A 24,372-nucleotide genomic window follows, 5' to 3' on the forward strand; every position below is an offset into this window, starting at 1 on the left:
CGGCGGGGCGACTACAGTCGTCCCGCGACACCTTCGGTTCGCTTTGAGGAGAGACGCCGTGATCAGTCGTCGCAAATCGCTCTTTCTGCTGGGAGCGTCCGCGCTCGGCCTGTCCGGCGCCGGCCGCGCGTTCGCCGCCGAGGCGGCGGCCGCGCCGTCGAGCGGGCTGAACGACCCGCTGTTCAACCAGCCCTACATCGACGTCGACGAATGGCGCGACGCGCCGGTGCGGCACCGCTACGTGCACGGCGGCTTCACCGGCACCGACACGCGGTTCTCGTTCTACTTCCCGCCGAAGGAGAAGTACGAGGGCCGCTTCTTCCAATACATCACCCCGGTTCCCGACAGCGAAAACCTCTCGCAGAACGGCAAGGGCGAGGAAGACAAGATCGGCTTCGCCGTCGCCAGCGGCGCCTATCTGATCGAGACCAACGGCGGCGGGCCGGGCGGCGCGCAGATGCCGGGCATGGGCGCCGACCAGACGATCGGCGGCTACCGCGCCAACGCCGCGGCGGCGCAGTATTCGCGCCTGGTCGCCCAGAAGTTCTTCGGCGGCGGCCGGCCCTACGGCTACGTCTTCGGCGGCAGCGGCGGCGCCTTCCGCACGATCGGCGGCTTCGAGAAGACCACCGGCGTCTGGGACGGGGCGGTGCCCTTCGTGATGGGCTCACCGATCGCCATCCCCAACCTGTTCTCCGTGCGCATGCACGCGATGCGGATCCTGCACGACAAGTTCCCGCAGATCGTCGACGCGACCGACGCCGGCGGCAGCGGCGACATGTACGCCGGGCTGAACGAGGAGGAGCGCGACGCCCTGCGCGAGGTCACCCGCATGGGTTTCCCGCCGCCGTCGTGGTTCGGCTACAAGACCATGGGCGTGCACGCCTTCTCGGTGCTCTATCCGGGCATCGTCATGGCCGACCCGAGCTATTTCACCGACTTCTGGACGGTCCCGGGCTACCTCGGCGCCAACCCGCCGGCCTCGCTGGTCAAGGCGCGGCTGCAATACCCCAGCACGGTCAAGGCGGTGATCACCGCCGGCGAGGCGGCGAGCCGCGGCCTGCCGGTCGCCCGAATGCCCGGACAGGCCCGCGGCACCGCCGACAAGGCCTGGCAGGCGATGCAGGAACAGGCGGCGAAGGCTCCGGCCGCCTTCCAACTCGCCGGCGCGCCGCCGGAGGTGAATTTCCTCGGCGGCGACCTGGTGATCCTCAGTGGGGCTGCGGCCGGCAAGACCGTGCAACTGCGGGCGATCCAGGGCGACACGGTCATCCTCAGCGCGCCGGGCGCCAAGCTCGTCAGCTTAATCCAGCCGGGCGACCAGGTGCGGGTCGACAACAGCAACTTCCTCGCCGCGCAGACCTATCACCGCCACCAGGCGCCGAGCCGCGACTTCTACGTCTGGGACCAGTTCCTGCGGCCGGACGGCCAGCCGATCTACCCGCAGCGGCGCATGCTGCTGGGGCCGATCTTCGCCGCCAACGCCGCCGGCGGCCCGTCGCAGAGCGGCAAGTTCCAGGGCAAGATGATCCTGGTCGAAAGCCTCTGGGACCGCGAGGCCTTCCCCTGGCAGGCCGACTGGTATCTCAAGCGGGTGAAGGCGAACCTCGGCGACGGGTTCGACGGCAACTTCCGCGTCTGGTTCACCGACCGCGCGCTGCATGGCGATTCCGAGCAGCAGGAGGATCCGACCCGCACCGTCAGCTACCTCGGCGTGCTGCACCAGGCGCTGCGCGACGTGTCGGCCTGGGTCGAGAAGGGCGTCGCCCCGCCGGAGTCGACCGCCTACAGGATCGACGACGGCCAGGTCGTGGTCCCTGCGACCGCCGCCGCGCGCAAGGCGGTGCAGCCGGTCGTGCAGGTGCGGGCGAACGGCCAGACGCGAGCCGACGTCCGAGTCGGCCAGCCGGTGACGCTCACCGCCGAGGCTGAGGTCCCGCCGAACGCCGGCGTCATCGTCTCCGCCGCCTGGGACTTCGACGGGGCCGGGGCCTTCCCGGTCGCCGAGACGCTGGCCAAGCCCCACTCGCCAAAGCTGGTGCTGACGCGCACCCATAGCTTCGCCAAGCCCGGGGTCTACTTCCCGACCCTGCGGGTCGCCGCCCAGCGCAAGGCCGACGGCACGCCCTTCGCCCGGGTCCAGAACCTCGGCCGGGTGCGGGTGGTGGTCACCTAAGGCGGATCGACAGCTAGCCGGCGATGATCCAGTCGCCGGTGAGGCTGGCGGCCTGGACGCCCACCAGCACCACCCGGGCTGCGCCGCCGACGGTGACGACGGCGTCGGCGCCTTCCTGGGTGAGCACGAAGGCGGCACGGTCCTCCAGCACCAGGCGGTCGCCTTCGGCGCGGTTGAAGTCCTCGATCCGGTCGAGGCCGGCCTGGGCGAAGCTGTTGAACAGGTCAGCGCCGGCGCCGCCGGTCAGCACGTCGTCGCCACGGTCGCCGGATATGAAGTCGTCGCCCAGGCCGCCGCGGACCACGTCCTGGCCCTGGCCGCCGCGCACGACGTCGTTTCCGGCGCCGCCGGCGCAGCTGTCCTGGCCGAGGTTGCCGAGGACGATGTCGTCGCCGGCGTTGCCGAACAGCGAGTCGTCGTCCTTGCCGCCGACCACCCAGTCGCCGCCGAGGCCGCCGCTGACGGTGTCGTTGCCGGTGTTGCCCTGCAGGTCGTCGGGCCCGAGGCCGCCCCACAGTTGGTCGTTCCCATCCTCGCCGCGTAGGAAATCGCCGCCGTCGGCGACCGTGGCCCCCGGGGTCAGCCGGTGGATCTCGCCGTCGAGGCCGATCGCGTACAGCCGGCCGCGGCCGTCGACGGCGAACGAGGCCAGCTGATCGAAGTCGCCGGCGGTCAGCGCCAGCTGTTCGTTGCGGTTCAGGAACTCTTGCGCCTGGCCGTTCTCCAGCCGCAGCGACCACAGGTTGGCGCTGCCGAAGTCGCCGAAGATGTACAGCCCCTGCATGCCGCCGGGCCCGTGGTAGACGTAGCCGCCGGTCACCGAGAAGCCGCTGTAGAGCGGCGTCGAGCGGTCGTAGTCGACGATCGGATTGGTCAGCCCGCCGGGCGCCGTCCCGCTGAATGGCTGGAAGCCTTCCTGGAAGCGCCAGCCGAAGTTCAGGCCGGACTGTCCGGCCAGGGCGACGTCGATCTCTTCGCGCGCGCGCTCGCCGACGTCGCCGATCCACAGGTCGCCGGTGGCCGCATCGAAGCTGGCCCGCCACGGGTTGCGCAGGCCGTACAGCCAGACCTCGTCGGCCCCCGCCGCCGGACCGGCGAACGGATTGCCGGCGGGGATGGCGTAGTTGCGGCCGGGGTCCGCCGGGAAGGCGTCGCCGCCGTTGACGTCGATCCGCAGGATTTTGCCGAACAGGCTGTCGGGGTTCTGGGCGTTGTTGTTCGGGTCGCCGCTCGAGCCGCCGTCGCCGCTGGAGATGTAGAGCATCCCGTCCGGGCCGAACGCCATCCAGCCGCCGTTGTGGTTGGCGAACGGCTGGTCGAGAGCGAGCACCAGCTGCGCGGAGGCGGTGTCGGCGTGATTGGCGTCGGCGGCGCGGTATTCGCGCACCTCGGTGTCGCCGGCGGCGTTGGTCAGGTTGACGAAGAAGCGCCCGTTGGCGGCGTAGTCCGGATGGAAGGCCAGCCCCAGCAGGCCCTGTTCGCTGCCGGTGGCCAGGCCGGAGTCCGGCAGGTCGAGGAAATGGTCGCCGTTCAGCTGGCCGGTGTTGAGGTCGAGGATGCGGATGCGCCCGGTGCGCTGTTCGACGATGAACAGCCGGTCGGGATCGCCGGGCGGGGAGACCGCGAACAGCGGCGCCGCCAGGCCGCTGGCCACCAGCGCCGCGTCGATCCGCTCCGAGCCGGCCTGCAAATCGGCCAGGCTATGGCCAAGCACGACGTCGTCGCCGGCTCCGGCGAGGATCCGGTCGCCCGCGTCGCCGCCCGACAGGATGTCGGCGCCCGCCGTCCCAGTCAGGGCGTCGCGCCCAATCGTCCCGGAGATCTCAGCCATCGTCCTCTCCGCGTCGTCGTCATGGGCATCAACGCACGGCAAAGCCGCACGGTCGTGCTCCCAGGACGTGAGCGGTTGCGAAAGCCGGCTCGGCGGTGAAGGGTTCGCAGGTTGCAGCGCACGCCGCGCGGCTCAGCGCCTGAGGTCCGACCATGCCCGACGATTCCCCGGCGCCCGGCGCCGACCGCCAGCCGGCGATCCGGGTGACGGCGATGCCGGCCGACGCCAACCCCAGCGGCGACATCTTCGGCGGCTGGCTGATGGCGCAGATGGACCTTGCGGCGGGGCTGGTCGCCATGCGGATCGCCCGCGGCCGGACCGTGACGGTCGCGGTCGAGGCGATGACCTTCCTGTCGCCGGTGGCGATCGGCGACGAGGTGTCGGTCTACGCCGACCTGGTTAGTCGCGGGCGCAGCTCGATGCGCATCGCGGTCGAGGCCTGGCGGCGCGAACGGCACGCGGAGGAGCGGCGCAAGGTCACCGAGGCGGTGTTCACCTTCGTCGCCATCGACCATGAGCGCCGGCCGATCGCTCTGCCGCCGGCGGAATAGGGGGCTGCGGCGCGGTTCGAAGCTAGAGGGCGGCGGTGATCGTGCAGCAGACGCCGTCGGGTCGGTAGTCGAGCTCCGTCCCGCCGCCGAGCTCCCGCACCAGCCCCTCGGTCAGCAGCCGCGTGCCGAAGCCGCGGCGTTCGGGCCGGATCACGGGCGGCCCGCCGCATTCCTGCCAGCGCACTTCAAGCGCCCCCGCCGAGGCCGTCCAGGCAAGATTCACCAGGCCGTCGCGACAGGATAGGGCGCCGTACTTCGCAGCGTTCGTCGCCAGCTCATGCAAGGCCATGGAGAGCGCCAGCGCGTGTCGCGGCGAGACCTGAATGGAGGGCCCAACATGCCGGACCTGGCTGGCCGCGAACGGCTCGACGGCGCGCGCGACGACATCCCCCAGTTCGGCGCCGGCCCAGTTGCGCTCGGTCAGCAGGTCGTGGGCGCGGGCTAGGGATCCGATGCGTGCGTCGATCGCCGAGCGCGCCACGCTCAGATCGGTCGCGCCGCGCAGGGTCTGGCTGACGATCGACTGCACCGTCGCCAGCGAATTCTTCACGCGATGATTCAGCTCGTTGACCAGCAGCGCCTGGTGCTCGCCGGCCTGCTTGACCTCAGTGAGGTCGCGGCTGGCCCCGGCGATGGCGACGGCCTTGCGCTCGGCGCCGTGGCCTTCGTACTCCACCAGGCCCCAGGCGCTGAGCCAGCGCCAAGATCCGTCCAGCTGTTTGACCCGGTACTCGACGTCGTAGCGGCCGTCGCCGCCGGGGGCGAGCGCGAGCGCCACGCGCCCCCACATCTCGTCCATGTCGTCCGGATGGAACTTGGCTTTGACGCCCGCCTCGTCATGCAAGAAGCGGGCTTCGGTCAGGCCGTAAAGGCCCTGAGCGTTCTCGTCATAGACGCAGATATTGTCGGCGAGGTTGTAGCGCCAGGTGCCCATCTGCGACGCGACCATCGCCAGGTCGAAGTTGCGCTGCTGCCGCTCGACGGCCAACTGCATCTCATGCTCGCGCGTCACATCCTGGAAGCAGTTGATCGCCCCCAAGGCCGCGCCGTTCGCGCCCCGTAGCGGCGCTATATTGGCCCGCACCACCCAGCGGCGGCCATCGGCGTTCTGTACGACGGCTTCAGCGCCGTCGAAGCTCTCGCCGTGACGAACGGCGCGCGCCATCGGGCTCTCATCGGGCGGGACGTACTGGCCGTCCAGGTTTTCGACGCGAAACGCGCCGCAGAACCGCTCGGCCGCATCGTGGAGGCGCGGCGCGCGTCCCCATAGCTCCATGGCCTTGCGGTTGACGCGCACGATGCACCCGTCCGGGTCGCAGGCGTAGACGCCAATCGGCAGCGCATCGAGCACGACCTGGTCGAGGTCCATCACCGCCTCGAGAAGCGGTGGCTGCACCGGCGCGCGGGTCACCCATTGCGACAACAGATCAGCCCCTCGACCGGCCTTGCCCAGATGGCGGAACGACCAGTCTAACCTTTCGCGGGCGGATCGTCGCGCGGCCTTGTGGCGGAAATCATAACCGGGTCAATATCGCTCCAAAGGATGGCCGGCCTGCGAGGCCGCCACCAATAACGGCGCGAAGATCCGGGCGGCGATCCGCTCAGTCCGGCACGCGCCCGGGGAGGATCGAACCATTACAGCGTGCGCCCCGCGTTCGCCTGCAGAGGCGACTTGCCCGCCCGCCCGTTCGGGCGTGCTGGCCGCTTATCCATGGGCGGCCGTCGGGCTGCTCATGGTGGTGATGATCTTCAACAATCTGGACCGTTTCCTGCCGGCGATCCTCGCCGAGCCGATGAAGCGCGAACTCGGGCTCAGCGACACCTTCCTGGGCGTGCTGAACGGCGTCGGCTTCCTGGTGATCTATGCGGTCGCCGGCATCCCGATCGCCAAGCTCGCCGACCGTGGCCGCTTCGGCACGGTGATCAGCGCCTCGCTGGCCGGCTGGAGCCTGATGACCCTGCTCGGCGGCTTCGTCACCACGGCCTGGCAGCTGGCGGCGACCCGCGCCGGGGTGGCGCTCGGCGAGGCCGGCAGCTCGCCCGCCGCCCACGCCTACATCTCGCGCAACTTCCGGCCGGAGCGACGCGCCAGCGCCCTGGCGGTGCTGACCCTGGGCGCGCCGCTCGGCGGGATGGCCGGCATGATCGCCGGCGGCATGGTCGGCGAGCTGATCGGCTGGCGCTACACCTTCATGCTGATGGGCGCGATCGGCCTGGTGCTGGCGCCGATCGTGCTGCTGGCGATCGGCCGCGGGCAGCCGCTGCCCAAGCGCGAGGCCGAGCAGGAAACCGCGAGCCTGCGCGGAATCCTGCGCAAGCCGAGCGTGCTGGCGCTTTGCGCGGCGAGTGGCTTCATCTCCTTCGGCGGCTACGCCTCGGGCGCCTTCTCGCCGGCCTTCCTGATGCGGGTGCACGGCATGTCGGTAGGGACCGTCGGCCTGCATCTGGGCCTGCTGAACGGGGCGCTGGGCATGACCACCATGCTGGGCGTCGGCTGGCTGGGCGGCCGGCTCGTACGGCTGGATCCGCGCTGGCCGTTGGCGCTGCTGACGGTGTTGACGCTGTTCTCGGTGCCGTTCGGGATCGCCGCCTATCTGTTCGCCCAGGGTGGCGCGGCGCTCCTCTGCGTCGCCTTGAGCAATCTCGTCTCGACCGCCTACCTGGCGCTGACCGTGGCCTGCCTGCACAGCCTCGTGCCGGTCGCGGTGCGGGCGCGCAGCTCTGCGATCCTGCTGTTCTGGACCGCCATGATGGGCGGGCTGGGGCCGCTGTTCGCCGGCATGATCAGCGACGCGCTGACCCCGACCCTCGGGCCTGAGGCGCTCGGCCGCGCGCTGCTGATCGTCCCCGTCGGCCTGGTCCTGGCCGCGCTCTCGTTCCTGGTTGCGGCGGTCTACATCCGTCGCGACATGGTCGAGGACGTCGACTGACCGACAAAAAATTCAGCCCCCGACCGCAGGCCGGGGGCTGATGATCTACTCCGTCAGCTCAACTCAGCTGGCGGACCGGGCCGTCCTCAGCCGGCCTTCTTCGGCAGCTGGATCTCGGCCGTGCCGGTGCACATGGTGGTGCCCTTCTGGTTGACCATCTTGTGCTTCACCTGGACCACGTGACGGCCCTTGTCGTCGACCAGCTTGTCGACGACCTCGGCGGTCTGGATGGTGATGTCGCCGCTGAGCGCCGGACCGCGGTAGTTGGCGATCGAGTGCACGACCATGCCGTGCTCGCCGGCCCAGCCGCCCAGGAAGTCGGTCACCCAGGCGCCCATCGACGCGCCGTAACCGTAGGCCCGCGGCATGCCGATCCGCCGCGCCCAGCGCGGGAACAGGTGGCCTCGCGACGGGCCGTAATAGGCGCCGTCGGTCAGCTCCGGATTGATCAGCATCATGTCCGGATCGTTCTCGTAGCCCGCCATCTCGCGGGTGAAGCCGAGCGCCTCGAGGTCGTTCTTGCGCAGGCTGATGGTGCCCCAGGTGTTGACGATGAAGGCGCGCCATTCCGTGGTGAAGCTGGCCACCGAGTGCGGGCCGAAGACCCGCTCGGGCAGCTGGTCGCCGACCTTCACGTCGTCCCACCAGCGCTCCTTGTGGCCGAGGTCGTGCAGCATCTGGATCCAGGTGAACTTGCGTTCCTCCAGGGCCGCGATCTCCTCGTCGGTCCAGACCGGCTCTTCGATATCGTCCTGGTTGACGTTCTCGCCGCCGGCCGCCGCCGAGTAGCGGATCGAAGTGGAGCGCTGCTGCGCGACCAGTTCGCCGTTCTGGTTGCGGTAGAAGTTGTCGCCGCGCTGGAAGCAGGTCGGCCCGGCGAAGCCGGTCTGCTTGACCACGTAGTCGAACGGGATCCGCTCATTGGAGATCACGTCGCCGGCGAACACCCGCGGCTCGTGGAACCACCATTCATCGCCGCCGAACAGCAGGTGCGAATCCGGGATCTTGCCGACGCAGGCCGGCGCGGCGCCATGGCCGTCGTCGGCGGCGATCGGGAAGCTCTGCGGCGCGACCAGCTTGCCGAAGCGGCTCGCCGCGGCGAACGCCGGGTCGAAGTGCAGCAGGTTCGGGTAGTGCATCGCGTGCGCCCAGCGCCGGATGTCGTTGTTGGCGATCACCTCGCGCAGCGGCGAAGAGTCGACCGGCTTGCCGAGGTACTGGTCGATATCCGACGTATCGAGTGTGCGTTCGCTCATGGGGGATCCTCTCCTCGGGCCTGTTGCGGCCTGACTGTTCGACGACACGATCCTAGCGGACCGGCGTTCGGCTACTTGATCAGGTGTTCAATCTGCACCGCCAAACAGCGCATCAGCCGCCCGTTGTCGAGGGGGTAGTTCTCCGACCCCGCCCCCGCGATGGAAGCGGAACTTCCGTCTGTCGCCGGAGTCGGATAACGCCGAGACAGCAATTCCACCTCCCATTTTTCCGAGGCTCCTCATGGCCGAGATCGATGATCACCTCGCCGCGACGGCGTTCCGCCGCCTCGTCGAGCACCTCCAGATGCGGTCCGATGTGCAGAACGTGGACCTGATGGGCCTTGCGGGCTTCTGCCGGAACTGCCTTGCCGACTGGGTCAGCGAGGCGTCGGAGGGGGCGCTGGACCGCGACCAGGCGCGGGAGGCGATCTACGGCATGCCGCAGTCCGAGTGGAAGGCGCGCCACCAGAGCGAGGCGACGCCGGACCAGCTCGCCCGGATGGACGCCAGCGTGGCGCTGAACAAGCGGCTGCGGGCCGCCCAGGAGGCCAGCCTCGACGAGGCGCTGGACGAGAGCTTTCCCGCCAGCGATCCGCCGTCGATGACCGAACCCGGACGCTGACGCCGCGCGCGTCAGCGCTGCGCCTGGGTCGTGGCCGGTTCAGGCTGGGTGCGCTTGCGGATCTTGGCGACCTGGGCGGCGCTGACCGGCGGCGCGGCGTTGCCCCAGCTGTTGCGGACATAGGTGGTGACCGCGGCGACCTCGCGATCGTCCAGCTTCCAGCCGAACGCCGGCATGCTGAGCGGCGTCGGCCGGGTGTCGGTGGGCGCGGCGCGGGCGCCGTTCAGGACGATCCTGACGACGGTGGCGGGGTCGCGCTGCTGCACGGTCGCGTTCGCAGGCAGCGGCGAGAAGAACCCCGGCTGGCCGCTGCCGTCCATCCGGTGGCAGGCCGAGCAGGCGTCGACGAAGATCGCCTGGCCTGACCGCATGGCCGCGGCCTTCGACGCCGGCGGGCTCGGACCGTGCGAAGCCGGCAGGCTCTTCAGATAGACGGCGATGGCCCGCAGGTCCGCCTCGGTCATCTGCGAGGTGGAGTGGGTGACCACGTCGGCCATGGCCCCGCTCGCGGCGCTGCGGGCGTTGCGGCCGGTCTTCAGGAACTCGACGACCTGCTCGGTGCTCCAGCCGCCCAGGCCCCAGCGCGGGTTGGCGGTCAGGTCCGGAGCCAGCCAGTTGTCGAGCACGCCGCCCTGGTAGCGCGCCGTCTGCCGGTCGGCGCCGAGCGGGTTCTTCGGCGTGTGGCAGGCCCCGCAATGGCCCAGGCCCTCGACCAGATAGGCGCCGCGGTTCCACTCCGCCGAGCGGGCCGGGTCGGGGCGGAACTCGCCCTCGCGCAGGAAGAGCGCGTTCCAGAAGACCATCAGCCCGCGGTTGTTGAACGGAAACGGCAACTGGTTGCGGTCGAGCTTGTTGTGCACCGGCGGGGTGGTCTTCAGGTAGGCCAGCATCGCGTCGCTGTCGGCCCGGGTGACCCGCGCATAGTAGACGTAGGGAAAGGCCGGGTAGAGGTGGCCGCCCTTGCCGCCGCCCCCCCTGTGCAGCGCCCGGTAGAACAGGTCCGGCGACCAGGTCGCCATGGTCGCCGAGGTGATGTTGGCCGACAGCACCGTGCCGAACGGCGTGCGCAGCGGCGTCCCGCCGGCGAACGGCGTCCCGTCCGGCGCGGTGTGGCAGCCGGCGCAATCGCCGGCAACGGTCAGATAGCGGCCCCGCTCGACGAGGTCAGCGCCCGCGGCGGTGGGCGCCGGGGCCGCTGCGCTGGGCTGCGGCGCGGCGTTCGGCGCGCGGGCGGACGAGCCGGCCGGCGCCGCCAGCGTCACCAGCGCGACCGCCGCCGCGGCGCGCCAGGCCCGATCCCGAGGCGCAGCCCTGCTCATGCCGCCACGAGCGGGCCGGGGGCCTTGAGGTACTGGTCGCGGATCGCCCCGGCCGCCAAGTAGGTGAGGGCGGCGACCGTTCCGGTCGGATTGTAGCCGGCGTTCTGCGGAAAGGCCCCGGAACCCAGGACGAACAGGTTCGGCACGTCCCAGCTCTGCAGGTAGCGGTTGACCACCCCGGAACGCGGGTCGGCGCTCATGATCGCTCCGCCGGTGTTGTGGGTCGTCTGGTAGGGGACCACGTCCCAGGAACCGGTCCGCCGGTTGATCCGGATCTCGCGGCCGTTCATCGCCCGGCCAATCTCGGCGGCGCGGTCGGTGAGGAAGTCCGACATCCGGTGCTCGTTGTCGGTGAAGTCGAAGGTCATCCGCAGCAGCGGCCGGCCGAGCACGTCGCGGTAGGTGGGGTCGAGGTCCAGGTAGTTGCCGCGATGGCTCATCACCGCGCCGTGGGTCGAGATGGTGGCGGTCTTCAGGTAGTCGCGGGCGAAGGCCTTCTTCCAGGCCGAGCCCCAGGCCGGGGTCCCCTCCGGGGTCGGATGGGTCTCGATCGGCCGCGCGCCGGTCTGGACCACGCCGACGAAGCCGCCGCCGATGAACCCCTTGCCGGCGTGGTCGAAGTTGTCGCCGTTGAAGTCGTCAACGATGGTCCCCAGCGCGCCGGCGCCGATGAACGGGTTCAGCACCTTGTCGTCGTAGAAGACGTTCACCGACGACGTGATCTGGTAGGCGTAGTTCTTGCCGACCAGCCCCTTGCCGGTGGCCGGGTCGTAGGGCTGGCCGATCCCGGACAGCAGCAGCAGCCGCACGTTGTGCAGGATGTAGGCCGACAGGATCACCAGCTCCGCCGGCTGTTCGAAGGTCTCGCCGGCGGCGTCGATGTAGGTGACGCCGGTCGCCCGCCGGCCGGTGGAATCAAGGTTGACCTTCAGGACCTCGCTGCCGGTCTTCAGCGTGAAGTTGGGCTTGCGCAGCAGCACCGGCAGGATCGTGGTCTGCGGGCTGGCCTTGGCGTAGTTGCCGCAGCCGAACTTCTCGCAGAAGCCGCAGTAGCTGCACTGGCCGAGCTGCACGCCCAGGGGATTGGTGTAGGCCCGCGACAAGTTCGCGGCCGGGTGCGGGAACGGATGCAGGCCGAGGCTGGCGGCGGCCTCGCCGAAAAGCTTCGGCGGCCAGGGCATCTCCAGCGGCGGGGTGGGATACTCGCGCGACCGCGGCCCCTCGAAGGGATTGCCAGCCGGGCTGGATCTCGCCCTTCAGGTTGCCGGCCTTGCCGGAGATCCCGCACAGGTACTCGAAGGTGTCGTAGTGCGGCTCCAGTTCGTCGTAGCTGACGGGGTAGTCCTGGATGGTCATGTCGTGTGGGACCGCCGCGCGGCCGTAGCGGCCGAGGTTGTGGCTCCGCGCCTGGAAGTCGCTCGGCAGGAACCGCCACACCTGGCCGTTCCAGTGCACGCCGGCCCCGCCGACGCCGGTTCCGGGCAGGAAGGATCCCAGATGCCGCATCGGCAGCGCCGTCTGGTTCGCGGTGTTGCGGATCGTCAGGGTGTCGTGGGCGAGGCGCTCGAACAGTTCGTGGCGCCAGTAGTAGCGCAACTCGTCCTGGGCGAAGGTCGGCGGGAAGTCGGTCGGCGTGTCGCGCCAGGGCCCGCGCTCCAGGGCCAGGACCTCTAGCCCGGCGTCGGTCAGCGCCTGGCCCATGATCGCGCCGGTCCAGCCGAAGCCCACCAGCACCGCGTCGACGGCGGGCAGCTTGCGCGCCATCGCCTAGCCCCGGCCCTGCCAGTCAGGACGGCCGGAGATGCCGACCGGCGGCAGCGGGTAGGGCTCGCCGTAACGGGTCACGAACGGACGGTTGTCGTACCGGGCGCCGGGAAAGCCGATCAGCTTCCAGCCGACCATGTCGCGGTTGCCGCCATAGATCGGGTCGGAGAAGAAGCCCTCGAGGGTGTTCTGCAGCAGCAGTTGGAAGAAGGCCTGGCCGTCGACCCCGGGCAGCGCCAGCTGGCCTTTCTCGAGCTGGCCGAGCAGCCGGTCCTGGTCGGCGGCGGCGAGGTTCGCGAAGGCCGCGCGCGGGTCGTTTTGGGCGACGACCTGATCGATCGCCGCGATCGCCGCGCGGTAGAGCTCCGCCGGGGTCATCCGCAACTGATAGCCTTGGGTCTTCTCGCCCTTCGCCCAAGGGCCCTGCATGTACCAGCGCCGCGCGTGGCCGTATTGGCCTGCCAGCTGGCGATCGAGGAACAGCGGCACGCCGGCCTCCACTGCGCCGGGCCCGAGCTCATCCGCCGGAATCAGCCGTCCGGTCGCGGCCGCCACGAAGGCGGCTTCGGCGGCGGTGAAGTAGACGTAGCCTTCCAGATCGGTGACCGCCGGCGGTGCGGCCGCGGCGCCCTCGCGCCAGGGAACGGCCCCGCGGATCGTCTCGGCGGAGGCCCCGGTGATCGGCAGGACGGCGGGCAGGGCCGCCGCGCCGAAGGCCACGACCCGACGATTGACGCCCTTGGCCATGGCCCGTCTCCACTCCAGCCCGTGTTCCCCGCCCAACCAGCGTCGCCCCGCCGGGTTCCATCAGGCGGCGGGGGGCGGTCGCGTGGCCGGGCGGCTCAGGGCCAGCCGAGCGTGACCTGCACGGGGACGTTGCCCATGCGCGGGATGCCGGTGATCGGGTCATACTCGGCGTCGTTGGCGACCAGCCGGCCGACGTTGCCGCCCTGCTCCATGAACCGGTCGTCCTCGTCGACCAGGCCGCCGAAGCAGTGGTGGGTGGTGACGACCCCGCGCCGCAGGCTCGCGTCGGCCTCGACGACGCCGGGGATCCGGTCGTGCCTGGAGCTGAGGGTGATCCGGTCGCCGACCTGCAGGTCCAGCGCCGCCATGTCGTCCGGATGCATGAAGGTCGGATTGTACATCTTCCCGCGATGCAGCTTCGCGGCGCGGAGCCCGGTCGAGTTCAGGAAGTTGTTGGCCCGGCGCGGGATCAGCCGGAACGGGAAGTCCGGGTCGCTGCGCTCGGCGACGAAGTCGAACGCTGCGACCTCGGCGAGTTCGTCCATCATGTGCGCGGCGCCGACGTCCAGCCGCTCGCGGCAGTCGGCGTCCTTCGGCTGCACGCGCTCGTCGACCTCGAACACCTGCCCATGCGGATGCCGGCAGACCTCCTCGAACGGGATGCGGGCGCTGGCGCACATCTTGGCGAACAGCTCCTCGGTGGTCGGGGCGTCGTTCCGGCCCAGCGGGATCTGCACCGGCGGCGCCTCCATGAAGGCCCCGAAGCCATAGTAGACCGTCAGGGTGAGATCCCGGTCGAGCCGCTTGGCCAGGCCGTGGAAGACCTCCCACTCCTCGATCAGGTCGGAGCCGGCCGGCGGCTCGACGATCCGCGGGCTGTATTGGGCGTAGGGCGCGGAGAAGCCGATGCCGCTGGTGTAGTACTTCAGCATCTCGGAGCGCTGGGTCATGCCGGGCGTCTCCAGTGTCATCTTCGTCGCGACCACATAGTCGGCCAGCCGCGAGGTGAGCGACATGGTGACGTCCAGGGTCACCAGCAGCTCCAGCTTCTCCAGCGCCCGCTGGGTCTTGCGCTGGTCCGGCCAGGCGGCCATCGGGTTGGAGCCGATGCAGACCAGCGCGCGGACCTGGCCCTCGCCGTCCAGCAGGATCTCGTCGGCCAGCGCCGCGGTCGGCAGGCCGCAGGCCGCGTCGGTCAGCCCGCGGACCCGCAGGCGCTCGCCATAGCCCCAGCCCTGGTAGGGCCCCATCGCCTGCGCCTTGGCCGTATAGGCTGGCAGCATGGCGTTCGGCCGGTGCACAGCTTCGCCTGCGCGCGGCCAGCGGCCGCACAGCGTCGTCAGGCAGAGCGCCAGGTATTCGGCGAGGTTGCCGTGGGTGGCGAAGCTTGGCCCTGTGCCGAGGTGGACCATCCCGCCGCGCTCGCCGTAGGTCGCGAACAGCCGCGCCGCCTCGATCAGCTGCGCCGCCGGGACCTCGGCGCGCCTGGCGACATAGTCCGGCGTGAAGTCGGCGACCTGGGCCGCCAGCGCCTCGAGCCCCGTCACGTGCTCGGCGACGAACGCCTGGTCGTAGAGCTTTTCGGCGATGATGACGTGGAGCAGGCCGGCCAGGATGGTCGGGTCCTCGCCGGGACGCGGCTGGATGTGGATCGCCGCGCGCTTGGCGGTCTCGGTGCGCCGCGGGTCGACGACGATCAGCTTCATCCCCCGCAGCACCGCATCCTTGAGCTTCTGCGCCGGGTTGCGGGCCGGCACGCCGGTGGACTTGGAGATCACCGGATTGAGCCCGACCAGCAGCCAGCTGTCGGCGCTCTCGAACTCGAGGTCGCCGCCCAGCCAGTGGCCGTGCGCGGCGGCGGCGATCTGCTTGCCCGGCTGGTCGATGGTGTTCGGGGTGAAGAACATTGGCGAGCCGATGGCTCGTAGGAAGGCCGAGCCCGAGCCGGCGCTGGCCGGGTAGGGCGCGCCGTTGGTGCCGGTGTAGATGGCTACCGAGCGCGGCCCGTGCGTCGCGATCAGCGCCTGCAGCTTGGCGGCGATCTCGTCCATCGCCTGCGACACGGGCACCGCCGCGTAGCCGCCGTCGGGCTGGCGCTTCTGGCTGTGCAGCAGCCGCTCGGGATCGTTGTGCAGCTCGGGCAACGCCCGGCCCTTGGGGCAGGTGTAGCCCTTGAACAGCGGGTTGTCGGGATCGCCCCGCACCTCGGCCAGCCGGCCGTCGACGACCGTCGCCAGCACGCCGCAATGCGCCGGACACAGGCGGCAGATGGTCGGCACGGTCTGCTGCATGCTTGGGCTCCAATCCGGCTGTCATGCTGAGCATGTGCACAGCTCCGGGCGGAGCGCCAGAGCCAGGCGAAGTGGCTCGCCCCGTGCGTGCGGCTACTTCCCCGCGCCGCCGCGTGGTAGGCGGGGGCGGAGGCGCCGCTGCCGAGGGACCAACGCATTGAATGGTGAGACAGGCTTGAGCGTCGCTGTCGTCGGGGGCGGGCCCGCGGGGCTATTCGCCGCCGAGACGCTGAGCGCGCGCGGCTGCCGGGTCACCGTCTACGAGCGGATGCCGACCTTCGGCCGCAAGCTGCTGATGGCCGGCCGCGGCGGGCTCAACCTGACGCATTCCGAGCCGTTCGCGCGGTTCAAGACGCGCTACGGCGCGGCGTCCGGCCGGCTTGATCCCTACCTCGACGCCTTCCCCTCCGATGCGCTGATCGCCTGGGCCGAAGGACTCGGGCAGCCGATGTTCGTCGGCTCCAGCGGCCGGGTGTTTCCCAAGGCGCTGAAGGCCTCGCCGCTGTTACGGGCCTGGCTGCAGCGGCTGACCGACCAGGGCGTCCGTTTGCAGCCGCGGGCGGAGTGGCTTGGCTGGGACGCGGCGCGCGCGCTGCGCTTCCGCGATCTGCCGGCGCAGCGGCATGACGCGGTGATCCTGGCGCTGGGCGGGGCGAGCTGGCCGAAGCTCGGCTCGACCGGGGCCTGGGCGGAGGTTCTGGCGGCGCAGGGCGTCGAGGTCGCGCCGTTCCGTCCGGCCAACTGCGGCTTCGTTGTCGACTGGAGCGAAGCCTTCCGCACCCGCTTCGCCGGCGCGCCGCTGAAATCGCTGGCGCTGAGCTTCGAGGGGCGGAGCGTCCGCGGCGAGGCGATGATCGCCGGCTACGGGATCGAGGGCGGCGGCGTCTATGCGCTGTCCGCGGCCTTGCGCGACGCCATCGCCCGCGACGGCCGGGCGGTGCTGCAGCTGGACCTTCGCCCGGACCTTACCGAGGACCAGCTCGCGGCCAAGCTCTCGCCCTCCCGCGGCAGCCAGTCGCTCTCGACCTTCCTGCGCAAGGCCACCGGCCTGCCGCCGGCGGCGGTGAACCTGATCCGCGAAGCCAACGCAGGCGGCCTGCCGGAGAACCTGGCGCACGCGATCAAGCACGTCGCCGTGCCGCTGACCGCAACCCGCGGCCTGGAGCGCGCCATCTCCTCGGCCGGCGGAGTCAGCTGGTCGGCGGTCGACGAGACCCTGATGCTGACGGCCCGGCCCGGCGTCTTCGTCGCCGGCGAGATGCTGGACTGGGAGGCCCCGACCGGCGGCTACCTGCTGCAGGCCTGCTTCGCGACCGGCCTGGCCGCGGCGAACGGCGTGGCGGGCTGGCTGGCCAACCCTTAGCCGGCTGGCTCGGCGAGTTGCGCGCCTCGCCAGCCGTAAACGGCGACGACGGCGAAGCAGACCGCCGGCAGCAGGAAGGCCGCCGGCGTGCCGTAGGCCTCGGCGATGCGGCCCATCGGATAGGGCAGCAGCACGCCGCCGCCGATCGCCATCACCATCAGCGAGGCGCCGCGCTTGGTGGCCCCGCCGAGGTCGGCGACGCCGAGGGTGAAGATCGTCGCGAACATGGTCGACATGAAGAAGAAGACGGCGATCAGGGCGACCGCCGAGACCTTGGCGAGGCCGGCGGCGACCACCAGGCAGAGCAGCACGTTGATCACCCCGTAGGCGGTGAGGATCGCCCGCGGGCGGAACTTCAACAGCAGGGCGGTCGTGGCGAAGCGGCCGATCAGGTAGGCAGCGGTGGCGATCGACAGCATGAAGGCGCCGTCGCGCGAGGTCAGGCCGGGCCAGGTCTCGGTGACCAGGTTGATGAAGAAGGCGCCGATGCCGACCTGGGCGCCGATGTAGAGCGCCTGGGTGACCACGCCGAAGACGAAGTGGCGGCGCTTCAGGGTCGGTCGGGCCGGACTGACGCCGGCTGGCGCAGCGTGGAACTGCTCGAGCCCATGGTCGGCGCCGATCTCCGGCAGGCGCGAACGGGCGACGACGGCGGCGAAGATCAGCACGGCGATGGCGATCGCCAGATAGGTGTGCTGCACCGCGGTCTGCGATTGGGCCGGATCGCCGCCTTCCTGAAAGAACAGCATCCCGCCGATCAACGGGCCGAAGAACACCCCGAGCGCATTGAACGACTGCGCCAGGTTCAGTCGCCGCGAGGCGTGCTCCGGCGGACCGAGCACGTTTACGTAGGTGTCGGCGGCGGTCTCCAGGAAGCACAGGCCGGCGGCCAGCACGAACATCGACCCGACGAAGTAGGGGAAGCTGGCGGCCTGGGCCGAGGGGATGAACAGCAAGGCGCCGACGGCGGTCACCGACAGGCCGAAGACGATTCCGAACTTGTAGCCGCGCGCCTGCAGCAGCAGGCCCGCCGGGAGGCTCATCACCAGGTAGGCGCCGAAATAGGCCATCTGCAGCCAGGTCGACTCCGCCTTGCCGACGTGCAGCGTCTCCTGGAAGTGCTTGTTGAGGACGTCGAGCAGGCCGTAGGCGAGGCCCCAGACCACGAAGCAGGCGACGGCCAGGGCCAGCGGACCGCGCAACGATCGCAGGTCCGGCGCGGCCAGCCCGGGCGGGGCGGCGTCGACTTCGATGGCCATGCGGGGTTCCTCCTGGTGGTCTCTGTTTTTCGTTCTTTGAAGAAGTGGGGCCCGCCCAGCGGCGGCAGGTCGGGCCCCGCGCGCGTCGACCACTGGCTACGGTTGAGCCGGCGCGCGCATCTGGTTCAGACGATGCCGGCCCCCAGGCCGACGGTCCCGCGTTCCTGCGCCTTGCGCTCGCGCCAGCCGGAGTCGCGGTAGGCGGCCAGCACGTCGACGGCGCCGCCGGCCTCGACCCGGGCTTGGGCCAGGATCGGGGCGACGTCGACGTTGTAGGCGCGGCGCAGCGCCTGGAAGGCCATCATTACGTCGTTGGCGTCCTGGGCCGCGTGCAGCGCCTCGCGGTCGACCAGCAGCGCCTTGGCGTAGGCCGCCGTGATCGCCTCGGCCGAGGACAGCATGCTCTCGATCGGGTCGGTGACGTTGTGCGACTGGTCGATCATGTAGGCCGGGTCGAAGCCGTCGTGCGGGTTGGCCTCGGCCTCGATCAGCTCGTTGAACACCAGGAACAGCTGGTGCGGATTGATCGCGCCGGAATCCAGGTCGTCGTCGCCGTACTTGCTGTCGTTGAAGTGGAAGCCGCCGAGCTTTCCGAAGCGGTGCAGGCGGGCGACGATCTGCTCGATGTTGACGTTCGGCGCGTGGTGGCCGAGGTCGACCAGGCACTTGGCCTTCGGCCCCAGCTGCTGCGCCGCGAGGATCGACGAGCCCCAGTCGGAGATCACCGTCGAGTAGAAGGCCGGCTCGTAGAGCTTGTGCTCCAGCAGCATCCGCCAGCCGTCGGGCAGGGCGGCGTAGACCTGGGCGGCGGCCTCCAGATAGCGGTCGAGCGAGCGCGAGAAGTCCTGTTGGCCGGGGAAGTTGGTCCCGTCGCCGACCCAGACCGTCAGGTCGCGGGCCCCGAGCTGCCGGCCGATCTCGATGCACTCGATGTTGTGCTCGACCGCCTGCTGCCGGGTGGCGGCGACCGTGGAGGACAGCGAGCCGGTGGCGTAGCTCTGCGCCTGGCCCGGCTGGTCCTGGAAGGTGTTGGAGTTCACCGCGTCGAAGCCTAGGCCCAGGCTTTCAGCTTCTTGCCGCAAGGCCTTGTAGTCGCTGACCTTGTCCCACGGAAAATGAGGTGAAACCCGCGGCGTGACGCGGGCCAGCTGGTTGATGACCGCGCAGTCCTCCAGCTTCTCGTGGATGTTGGTCGGCTCGCCCGCCAGCGGGAACTTGGCGAAGCGGGTGCCGCCGCGGCCGGCCCCCCAACTCGGCACCGCGACCGAGAAGCCGGCGACCTTGGCCTTCACCGTGGCGATGTCGGTTCCGCGCCGATCGAGCTGACGGCCGAGGCTGGCGTAGTCGTCTTCGAGCGCGGCCAGGCGCTCGGCGTTGTGCGCTTCGAGCTGATCGGTCGAGAGCGGAAGGGAGCCTGCCATGTCGTTCCTCCGGCGGCGTCTGAAGCGCCGCTCGATCCTGATCTAGCGGGTGAAAGCTTGGGCGTTGCCGGCGTCGACGTTCAGCATGTTGCCGGTCGACTTGGCCGACGCCTCCGAGGCGAAGAAGCACACCGCCTCGGCGACGTCCTCGGGCAGCACGTCGCGCTTCAGCATCGAGCGCTTGCGGTAGTGCTCTTCCAGTTCCGCGCCCGGGTCGATGCCGTGGGCGCCGGCGCGTTCCTTGCGCCAGTCGCCGTCCCAAATGCGCGAGCCCCGGATCACCGCGTCGGGATTGACGCTGTTCACCCGAATGCCCATCGGCGCGCACTCCAGCGCCAGGCAGCGAGCAAGATGCAGGGCGGCGGCCTTGGCCGAGGCGTAGGCCGAGGCGTTGGTCGCCGCCGCCAGGCCGTTCTTCGAGCCGATGAAGATGATCGAGCCGTCCTTCTGCGGCTTCATCAGCTTGATCGCTTCGCGCGAGGTCAGGAAGTAGCCCAGCGCCAGCACGTCGTAGTTCCGGCTCCACAGCGCGACCGTGGTCTCCTCGATCGGCGCCGAGGACGCGATGCCGGCGTTGGCGACGAAGACGTCGAGGCCGCCGAACTCGCGGGCGCAGGTCTCGAACGCCGCCACCACCTGGGCCTCGTCGGTGACGTCGCACACCGCCTGGCGGACCACGTCGCGGCCGAACTGCTTCTGGAAGCCGGCGGCGACCTCGGCCAGCACGCCGGCGTCGCGGTCGACCAGCAGGACGCAGGCGCCGTCGGTCATCAGCCGCGCCGCGGTGGCTGCCCCGATGCCGCCGGCCCCGCCGGTGACCAACGCCACCTTGCCGACCATCGGCTTGGGCTTCGGCATGCGCTGCAGCTTGGCCTCTTCCAGCGCCCAGTACTCGATGTCGAAGGCTTCCTGCTCCGGCAGGCCGATGTAGCCGCCGATCGCCTCGGCCCCGCGCATCACGTTGATGGCGTTGCCGTAGAACTCGCCGGCCAGCCGCGCGGTCGTCTTGTCGGCGGCGAAGGTGATCCGGCCGACGCCGGGGACCAGCACCACCACCGGATTGGCGTCGCGCATCGCAGGATCCGTCGGCCGGGCGCAGCGGGCGTAGTAGGCGCCGTAGCCGTCGCGGTAGTCGGCCAGCGCCTGGGCCAGATAGGCCTCGTCGTGCAGCTTCGCCGGATCGAGCGTCAGCGGCGCGATCTTGGTGCGCAGGAAGTGGTCGGGGCAGGAGGTGCCGATCGCCGCCAGGCGCAGGAAGTCGCGCGAGTTCACGAACTCCAGCGCCTCGGCATCGTCGGAGAAGTGGCCGAGCTTCGGCCGGGCGCCGGTCATCAGGCCGCGCAGCTTCGGCATCAGTTGCGACGCGACCCGCGCGCGGGCTTCCGGCGACAGCGGCGGAACCGCCTGGCCGCCGAACGCCGGCTTGGCCCCGAGCTTGTCGTTCAGGTAGCGCGCGGCGTCGGCGATCAGGGCGATGGTGTTTTCGTAAGCGCCCTTGGCGTCGTCGGCCCAGCAGATGATCCCGTGGCCGGCCAGCATGACGCCGCGCAGGCCTGGGTGCTTGGCCACGTGGTCGCGGATCTGCACGCCGAGTTCGAAGCCTGGACGCCGCCAGGGCAGCCAACCGATCTGGCCGTTCCAGATCGCCTGCGTCGCGGCTTCGCCGCCGGCCGAGGCGGCCAGGGCGATGATCGCGTCGGGATGCACGTGGTCGACGTGGGCGAACGGCAGCAGCCCGTGCAGCGGCGTGTCGATCGAGGCCGCGCGCGGATTCAGGTTGAAGGTGCAGTGCGGCAGGTAGCCGACCATCGCGTCTTCGTGCTCGGGGCCGCGGTAGAGCGCCTCGGTTGCGCGGAATTTGTCGAGGTAGAGGGTCGAAAACCCGTCCAGCTTCATCGAGCCGATGTCGCCGCCGGAGCCCTTCACCCACAGCACCTTCAGCGTCGCGCCGGTCAGCGGGTCGATCCCGTCGAGCTTGGCCGAGGTGTTGCCGCCGCCGAAGTTGGTGACCGTCAGGTCCGAACCCAGCAGGTTCGACCGATAGAGCAGCAGTTCCTCGGGCGTCTTCGCCGCGGCCTCCGCGTCGGACCAGCGGCTGGTCGGCACGGCGAACAGCAGGGCGCCGCTCGCGGTCGTGGCGGACACGTCGTTCATTACGCTTTCACTCCCGAGGTGATGCGCGGACTGTAGCCCTGGGTCTGGCGTCAATCAATCAACTTCGATAATCAATGATCAAATTCGGCCGGGAGGCGACGTGGCGGACGACCTGATTGCGGTGCTCGATGTCGGCAAGACGCTGGCGAAGTTGAGCCTCTGGACGCCGGCGGGCGAGCGCGTCGCACGCGCCGACCGCGCCAACCAGAAGGTCCAGGCCGGCGGCTATGCCGCGCTCGACGCCGTCGCGATCGAGGCCTGGATCGCCGCCACTCTCAGCGACTTCGCGACCCGGGGCCGGGTCGGCGCGATCGTGCCGGTGGCGCACGGCGCCGCTGCGGCCGTCGTCCGCGCCGGGGAGCTGGCCGCGCCGCCGCTGGACTACGAAGAGGCGATCCCCGAGGCCGACCGCGCGGCCTACGACGCCGAGCGCGACGCCTTCGCCGAGACTGGCTCGCCGGCCCTGCCGCTCGGCCTGAACCTCGGCGCGCAGCTGCACTATCTGGAGCGGCTGCAGCCCGGCCTGCTGGCGGACGGTGCGCAGATCCTGCCCTGGCCGCAGTACTGGGCCTGGCGGCTGTCCGGCGTGGCGGCCAGCGAGCTGACCAGCCTGGGCTGCCACAGCGACCTCTGGCGGCCGAGCGCGGGCGCGCCGTCGCAGCTGGCCCGCCGCCGCGGCTGGGCCGAGCGCCTCGCGCCGCTGGCCCGCGCCGGCGACGTCTTGGGGGTGATCAGCCCGGCGTGGGCGGCCCGCACGGGCTTGCCGGCCGCCGTGAAGATCTACTGCGGCCTGCACGACTCCAACGCCGCCCTGCTGGCGGCGCGCGGCTTCCCCGAGATCGCCGGCAACGAAGCGACGGTGCTGTCGACCGGGACCTGGTTCGTCGCCATGCGCACGCCGGCCGACGCGGGCGAGGCGAACCTTGCCGGGCTCCCGGAAGGCCGCGACTGCTTGGTCAACATCGACGCCTTCGGCGCGCCGGTTCCCAGCGCGCGGTTTATGGGCGGGCGCGAGATCGAGCTGCTGACCGGCGACGCCGGGCGGATCGACGCGGCCACCGACCAGCGGGCCCTGGTCGCCGCGGTCGGCGAGGTCGTGCGGAGCGGCGCGCGGGTGCTGCCGACCTTCGCGCCCGGCGTCGGCCCATTCCCCGACCAGCGCGGCGGCTGGATCGCCGAGCCGGCCGATCCGACGGCGCGGCGCGCGGCGATCGCGCTCTATGCGGCGCTGATGACCGACGCCGCGCTGGCGCTGATCGGCGCCCGGCTGCGGATCCTGATCGAAGGGCGCTTCGCCCAGGCCGAGGTGTTCGTCCGCGCCCTGGCGAGCCTTCGGCCCGCCGACCGGATCTATCTGTCGCCGGTCGAGAACGACGTCTCCTACGGCGCGCTGCGGCTGCTGAACCCGGCGTTGCGGCCGGCCAGCGCGCTGGTCCGGGTCCAGCCGCTGGACCTCTCCCTCAAGGCCTATCGCGACCAGTGGCGGCGCGATGTCGACGCCGCGGAGCCGGCGCGATGAAGGCGGCTTCGGCGCTCGACTACCGCGAACTGGCGCGCCGGCGCCTGCCGCGCTTCCTGTTCGAATACATCGACGGCGGCTCCTACGCGGAGGTCACGCTCCGGCGAAACGTCGCCGACCTGGAGCGGATCGCGCTGCGCCAGCGGGTGCTGCGCGACGTCTCCAGCCTGGATCTCTCCACGGAGCTGTTCGGCCACAAACAGGCCCTGCCGGTGGCGCTGGCCCCGATCGGCCTGGCCGGGATGAACGCCCGCCGCGGCGAGGTGCAGGCCGCCCGCGCCGCCGAGGCGGCGGGGATTCCGTTCTGTCTCTCGACCGTCTCCGCCTGTCCGCTGGACGAGGTGGCGCGCGGGACGACCCAGCCGTTCTGGTTTCAGCTCTACATGATCCGCGACCGCGGCTTCATGCGCGAGCTGCTGGCCCAGGCCCGCGACCTCGGCTGCTCGGCGCTGGTGTTCACCGTCGACATGCCGGTGCCGGGCTCGCGCTACCGCGACGTCCGTTCGGGCCTGGCCGGCGCGCCGGGGCTAGGCGGCGCGCTGCGGCGGTTCGGGCAGGCGGCGATCCGGCCCGGCTGGGCCTGGGACGTTGGCCTGCACGGACGTCCGCATAGCCTGGGCAACGTCGCCCCGGTTCTGGGCGCCAAGTCCGGGCTCGACGACTTCTTCGCCTGGATGCGCGACAACTTCGACCCGTCGATCAGCTGGAGGGACCTGGAATTCCTGCGCGACGAGTGGACCGGCCCGCTGATCCTGAAAGGCGTGCTCGACGTCGAGGACGCCCGGGCGGCGGTGAAGCTCGGGGCCGACGGCCTGATGGTCTCCAACCATGGCGGACGCCAGCTCGACGGCGTTCCCTCGACCACCCGGGCGCTGCCGCCGATCGCCGACGCGGTCGGCGAGCAGATCACCGTGCTGGCGGACGGCGGCGTGCGCTCCGGGCTCGACGTGGTGCGGATGCTGGCGCTGGGGGCCAAGGGCGTGTTGCTCGGGCGCGCCTGGGCCTATGCGCTGGCCGGCGGCGGCCAGGCCGGGGTGACCCACATGCTGAAGCTGGTCGAGGCCGAGATGCGGGTCGCCATGGCCCTGACTGGGGCGCGGCGCATCGCCGAGATCGACCGCGACGCCCTGGTCGCCGGCTGACGCGAGCTGATCGGAACGCCGCAGCTT

General features: G+C 70.9%; 16 protein-coding genes and 1 pseudogene. 7 read left to right on the forward strand and 10 right to left on the reverse strand.

The window, feature by feature from the left end; translation table 11 throughout:
• Positions 1–58 precede the first annotated feature (58 nt).
• Entirely contained in the window at positions 59–2,176 is a 2,118-nt protein-coding gene (locus ACSQ14_RS23240; protein ID WP_436016981.1) for a hypothetical protein, read from the forward strand.
• A 13-nt stretch (positions 2,177–2,189) separates the two neighbouring features.
• Here the strand turns inward: ACSQ14_RS23240 and ACSQ14_RS23245 are convergent, their stop codons facing one another.
• On the reverse strand, positions 2,190–4,007 hold the full coding sequence (locus ACSQ14_RS23245; RefSeq protein WP_436016983.1) for a PQQ-dependent sugar dehydrogenase: 1,818 nt from the start codon (positions 4,005–4,007) through the stop codon (positions 2,190–2,192).
• 152 nt (positions 4,008–4,159) lie between these two features.
• Here ACSQ14_RS23245 and ACSQ14_RS23250 point away from each other — a divergent pair, with 152 nt between their 5' ends.
• Positions 4,160–4,558, forward strand: coding sequence for an acyl-CoA thioesterase (locus tag ACSQ14_RS23250; RefSeq protein WP_436016985.1), 399 nt, complete (start codon positions 4,160–4,162; stop codon positions 4,556–4,558).
• A gap of 22 nt (positions 4,559–4,580) precedes the next feature.
• On the opposite strand, the gene ACSQ14_RS23255 is transcribed toward ACSQ14_RS23250, so the two are convergent.
• Positions 4,581–5,981, reverse strand: a complete 1,401-nt coding sequence (locus ACSQ14_RS23255) for a sensor histidine kinase (RefSeq protein ID WP_436016987.1) — start codon at positions 5,979–5,981, stop codon at positions 4,581–4,583.
• 310 nt (positions 5,982–6,291) lie between these two features.
• On the opposite strand from ACSQ14_RS23255, the gene ACSQ14_RS23260 reads away from it, so the two are divergent.
• Positions 6,292–7,488 carry a spinster family MFS transporter gene (locus tag ACSQ14_RS23260; RefSeq protein WP_436016989.1) on the forward strand — a complete coding sequence of 399 codons (1,197 nt, stop codon included), beginning with the start codon at positions 6,292–6,294 and terminating at the stop codon, positions 7,486–7,488.
• Positions 7,489–7,574: 86 nt separating this feature from the next.
• Here the strand turns inward: ACSQ14_RS23260 and ACSQ14_RS23265 are convergent, their stop codons facing one another.
• Positions 7,575–8,744 carry an FAS1-like dehydratase domain-containing protein gene (locus ACSQ14_RS23265; RefSeq protein ID WP_436016991.1) on the reverse strand — a complete coding sequence of 390 codons (1,170 nt, stop codon included), beginning with the start codon at positions 8,742–8,744 and terminating at the stop codon, positions 7,575–7,577.
• A gap of 241 nt (positions 8,745–8,985) precedes the next feature.
• On the opposite strand from ACSQ14_RS23265, the pseudogene ACSQ14_RS23270 reads away from it, so the two are divergent.
• Positions 8,986–9,282 (forward strand): annotated as a pseudogene (locus ACSQ14_RS23270) (DUF1244 domain-containing protein); the annotation flags it as partial.
• A gap of 95 nt (positions 9,283–9,377) precedes the next feature.
• On the opposite strand, the gene ACSQ14_RS23275 reads toward ACSQ14_RS23270, so the two are convergent.
• The 4 genes from ACSQ14_RS23275 to ACSQ14_RS23290 all read right to left on the reverse strand — a co-directional run bounded on the left by ACSQ14_RS23275 (position 9,378) and on the right by ACSQ14_RS23290 (position 15,487).
• Positions 9,378–10,685, reverse strand: coding sequence for a c-type cytochrome (locus ACSQ14_RS23275; protein ID WP_436016993.1), 1,308 nt, complete (start codon positions 10,683–10,685; stop codon positions 9,378–9,380).
• Positions 10,682–11,788 (reverse strand): GMC family oxidoreductase, encoded by a 1,107-nt coding sequence (locus ACSQ14_RS23280; RefSeq protein WP_436016995.1) that lies wholly within the window; start codon positions 11,786–11,788, stop codon positions 10,682–10,684. The genes ACSQ14_RS23275 and ACSQ14_RS23280 overlap by 4 nt, the downstream gene beginning before the upstream one ends.
• Positions 11,789–12,452: 664 nt before the next feature.
• Positions 12,453–13,196, reverse strand: a complete 744-nt coding sequence (locus tag ACSQ14_RS23285; RefSeq protein ID WP_436016997.1) for a gluconate 2-dehydrogenase subunit 3 family protein — start codon at positions 13,194–13,196, stop codon at positions 12,453–12,455.
• 95 nt (positions 13,197–13,291) lie between these two features.
• Positions 13,292–15,487, reverse strand: a complete 2,196-nt coding sequence (locus ACSQ14_RS23290; protein WP_436016999.1) for a molybdopterin-containing oxidoreductase family protein — start codon at positions 15,485–15,487, stop codon at positions 13,292–13,294.
• A 175-nt stretch (positions 15,488–15,662) separates the two neighbouring features.
• Here ACSQ14_RS23290 and ACSQ14_RS23295 point away from each other — a divergent pair, with 175 nt between their 5' ends.
• A complete protein-coding gene (locus tag ACSQ14_RS23295) occupies positions 15,663–16,850 on the forward strand; it encodes an NAD(P)/FAD-dependent oxidoreductase (protein WP_436017001.1) in 1,188 nt (395 codons plus the stop codon).
• Here ACSQ14_RS23295 and ACSQ14_RS23300 read toward each other — a convergent pair.
• The 3 genes from ACSQ14_RS23300 to ACSQ14_RS23310 all read right to left on the reverse strand — a co-directional run bounded on the left by ACSQ14_RS23300 (position 16,847) and on the right by ACSQ14_RS23310 (position 21,684).
• Positions 16,847–18,109 (reverse strand): sugar MFS transporter, encoded by a 1,263-nt coding sequence (locus ACSQ14_RS23300; RefSeq protein WP_436017003.1) that lies wholly within the window; start codon positions 18,107–18,109, stop codon positions 16,847–16,849. The genes ACSQ14_RS23295 and ACSQ14_RS23300 overlap by 4 nt on opposite strands.
• 125 nt (positions 18,110–18,234) lie before the next feature.
• Positions 18,235–19,530 (reverse strand): L-rhamnose catabolism isomerase, encoded by a 1,296-nt coding sequence (gene rhaI / locus ACSQ14_RS23305; protein ID WP_436017005.1) that lies wholly within the window; start codon positions 19,528–19,530, stop codon positions 18,235–18,237.
• Between the two features lie 42 nt (positions 19,531–19,572).
• Positions 19,573–21,684, reverse strand: a complete 2,112-nt coding sequence (locus ACSQ14_RS23310; RefSeq protein ID WP_436017007.1) for a bifunctional rhamnulose-1-phosphate aldolase/short-chain dehydrogenase — start codon at positions 21,682–21,684, stop codon at positions 19,573–19,575.
• Positions 21,685–21,784: 100 nt separating this feature from the next.
• Here ACSQ14_RS23310 and ACSQ14_RS23315 point away from each other — a divergent pair, with 100 nt between their 5' ends.
• Both ACSQ14_RS23315 and lldD read left to right on the forward strand, forming a co-directional pair.
• Positions 21,785–23,203, forward strand: coding sequence for an FGGY-family carbohydrate kinase (locus ACSQ14_RS23315; protein ID WP_436017009.1), 1,419 nt, complete (start codon positions 21,785–21,787; stop codon positions 23,201–23,203).
• Positions 23,200–24,345, forward strand: a complete 1,146-nt coding sequence (gene lldD / locus ACSQ14_RS23320; RefSeq protein ID WP_436017011.1) for an FMN-dependent L-lactate dehydrogenase LldD — start codon at positions 23,200–23,202, stop codon at positions 24,343–24,345. Before ACSQ14_RS23315 ends, lldD begins: the two co-directional genes overlap by 4 nt.
• Positions 24,346–24,372 lie beyond the last annotated feature (27 nt).

Source organism: Phenylobacterium sp. LjRoot219, from assembly GCF_964252995.1.
Classification (GTDB): domain Bacteria; phylum Pseudomonadota; class Alphaproteobacteria; order Caulobacterales; family Caulobacteraceae; genus Phenylobacterium.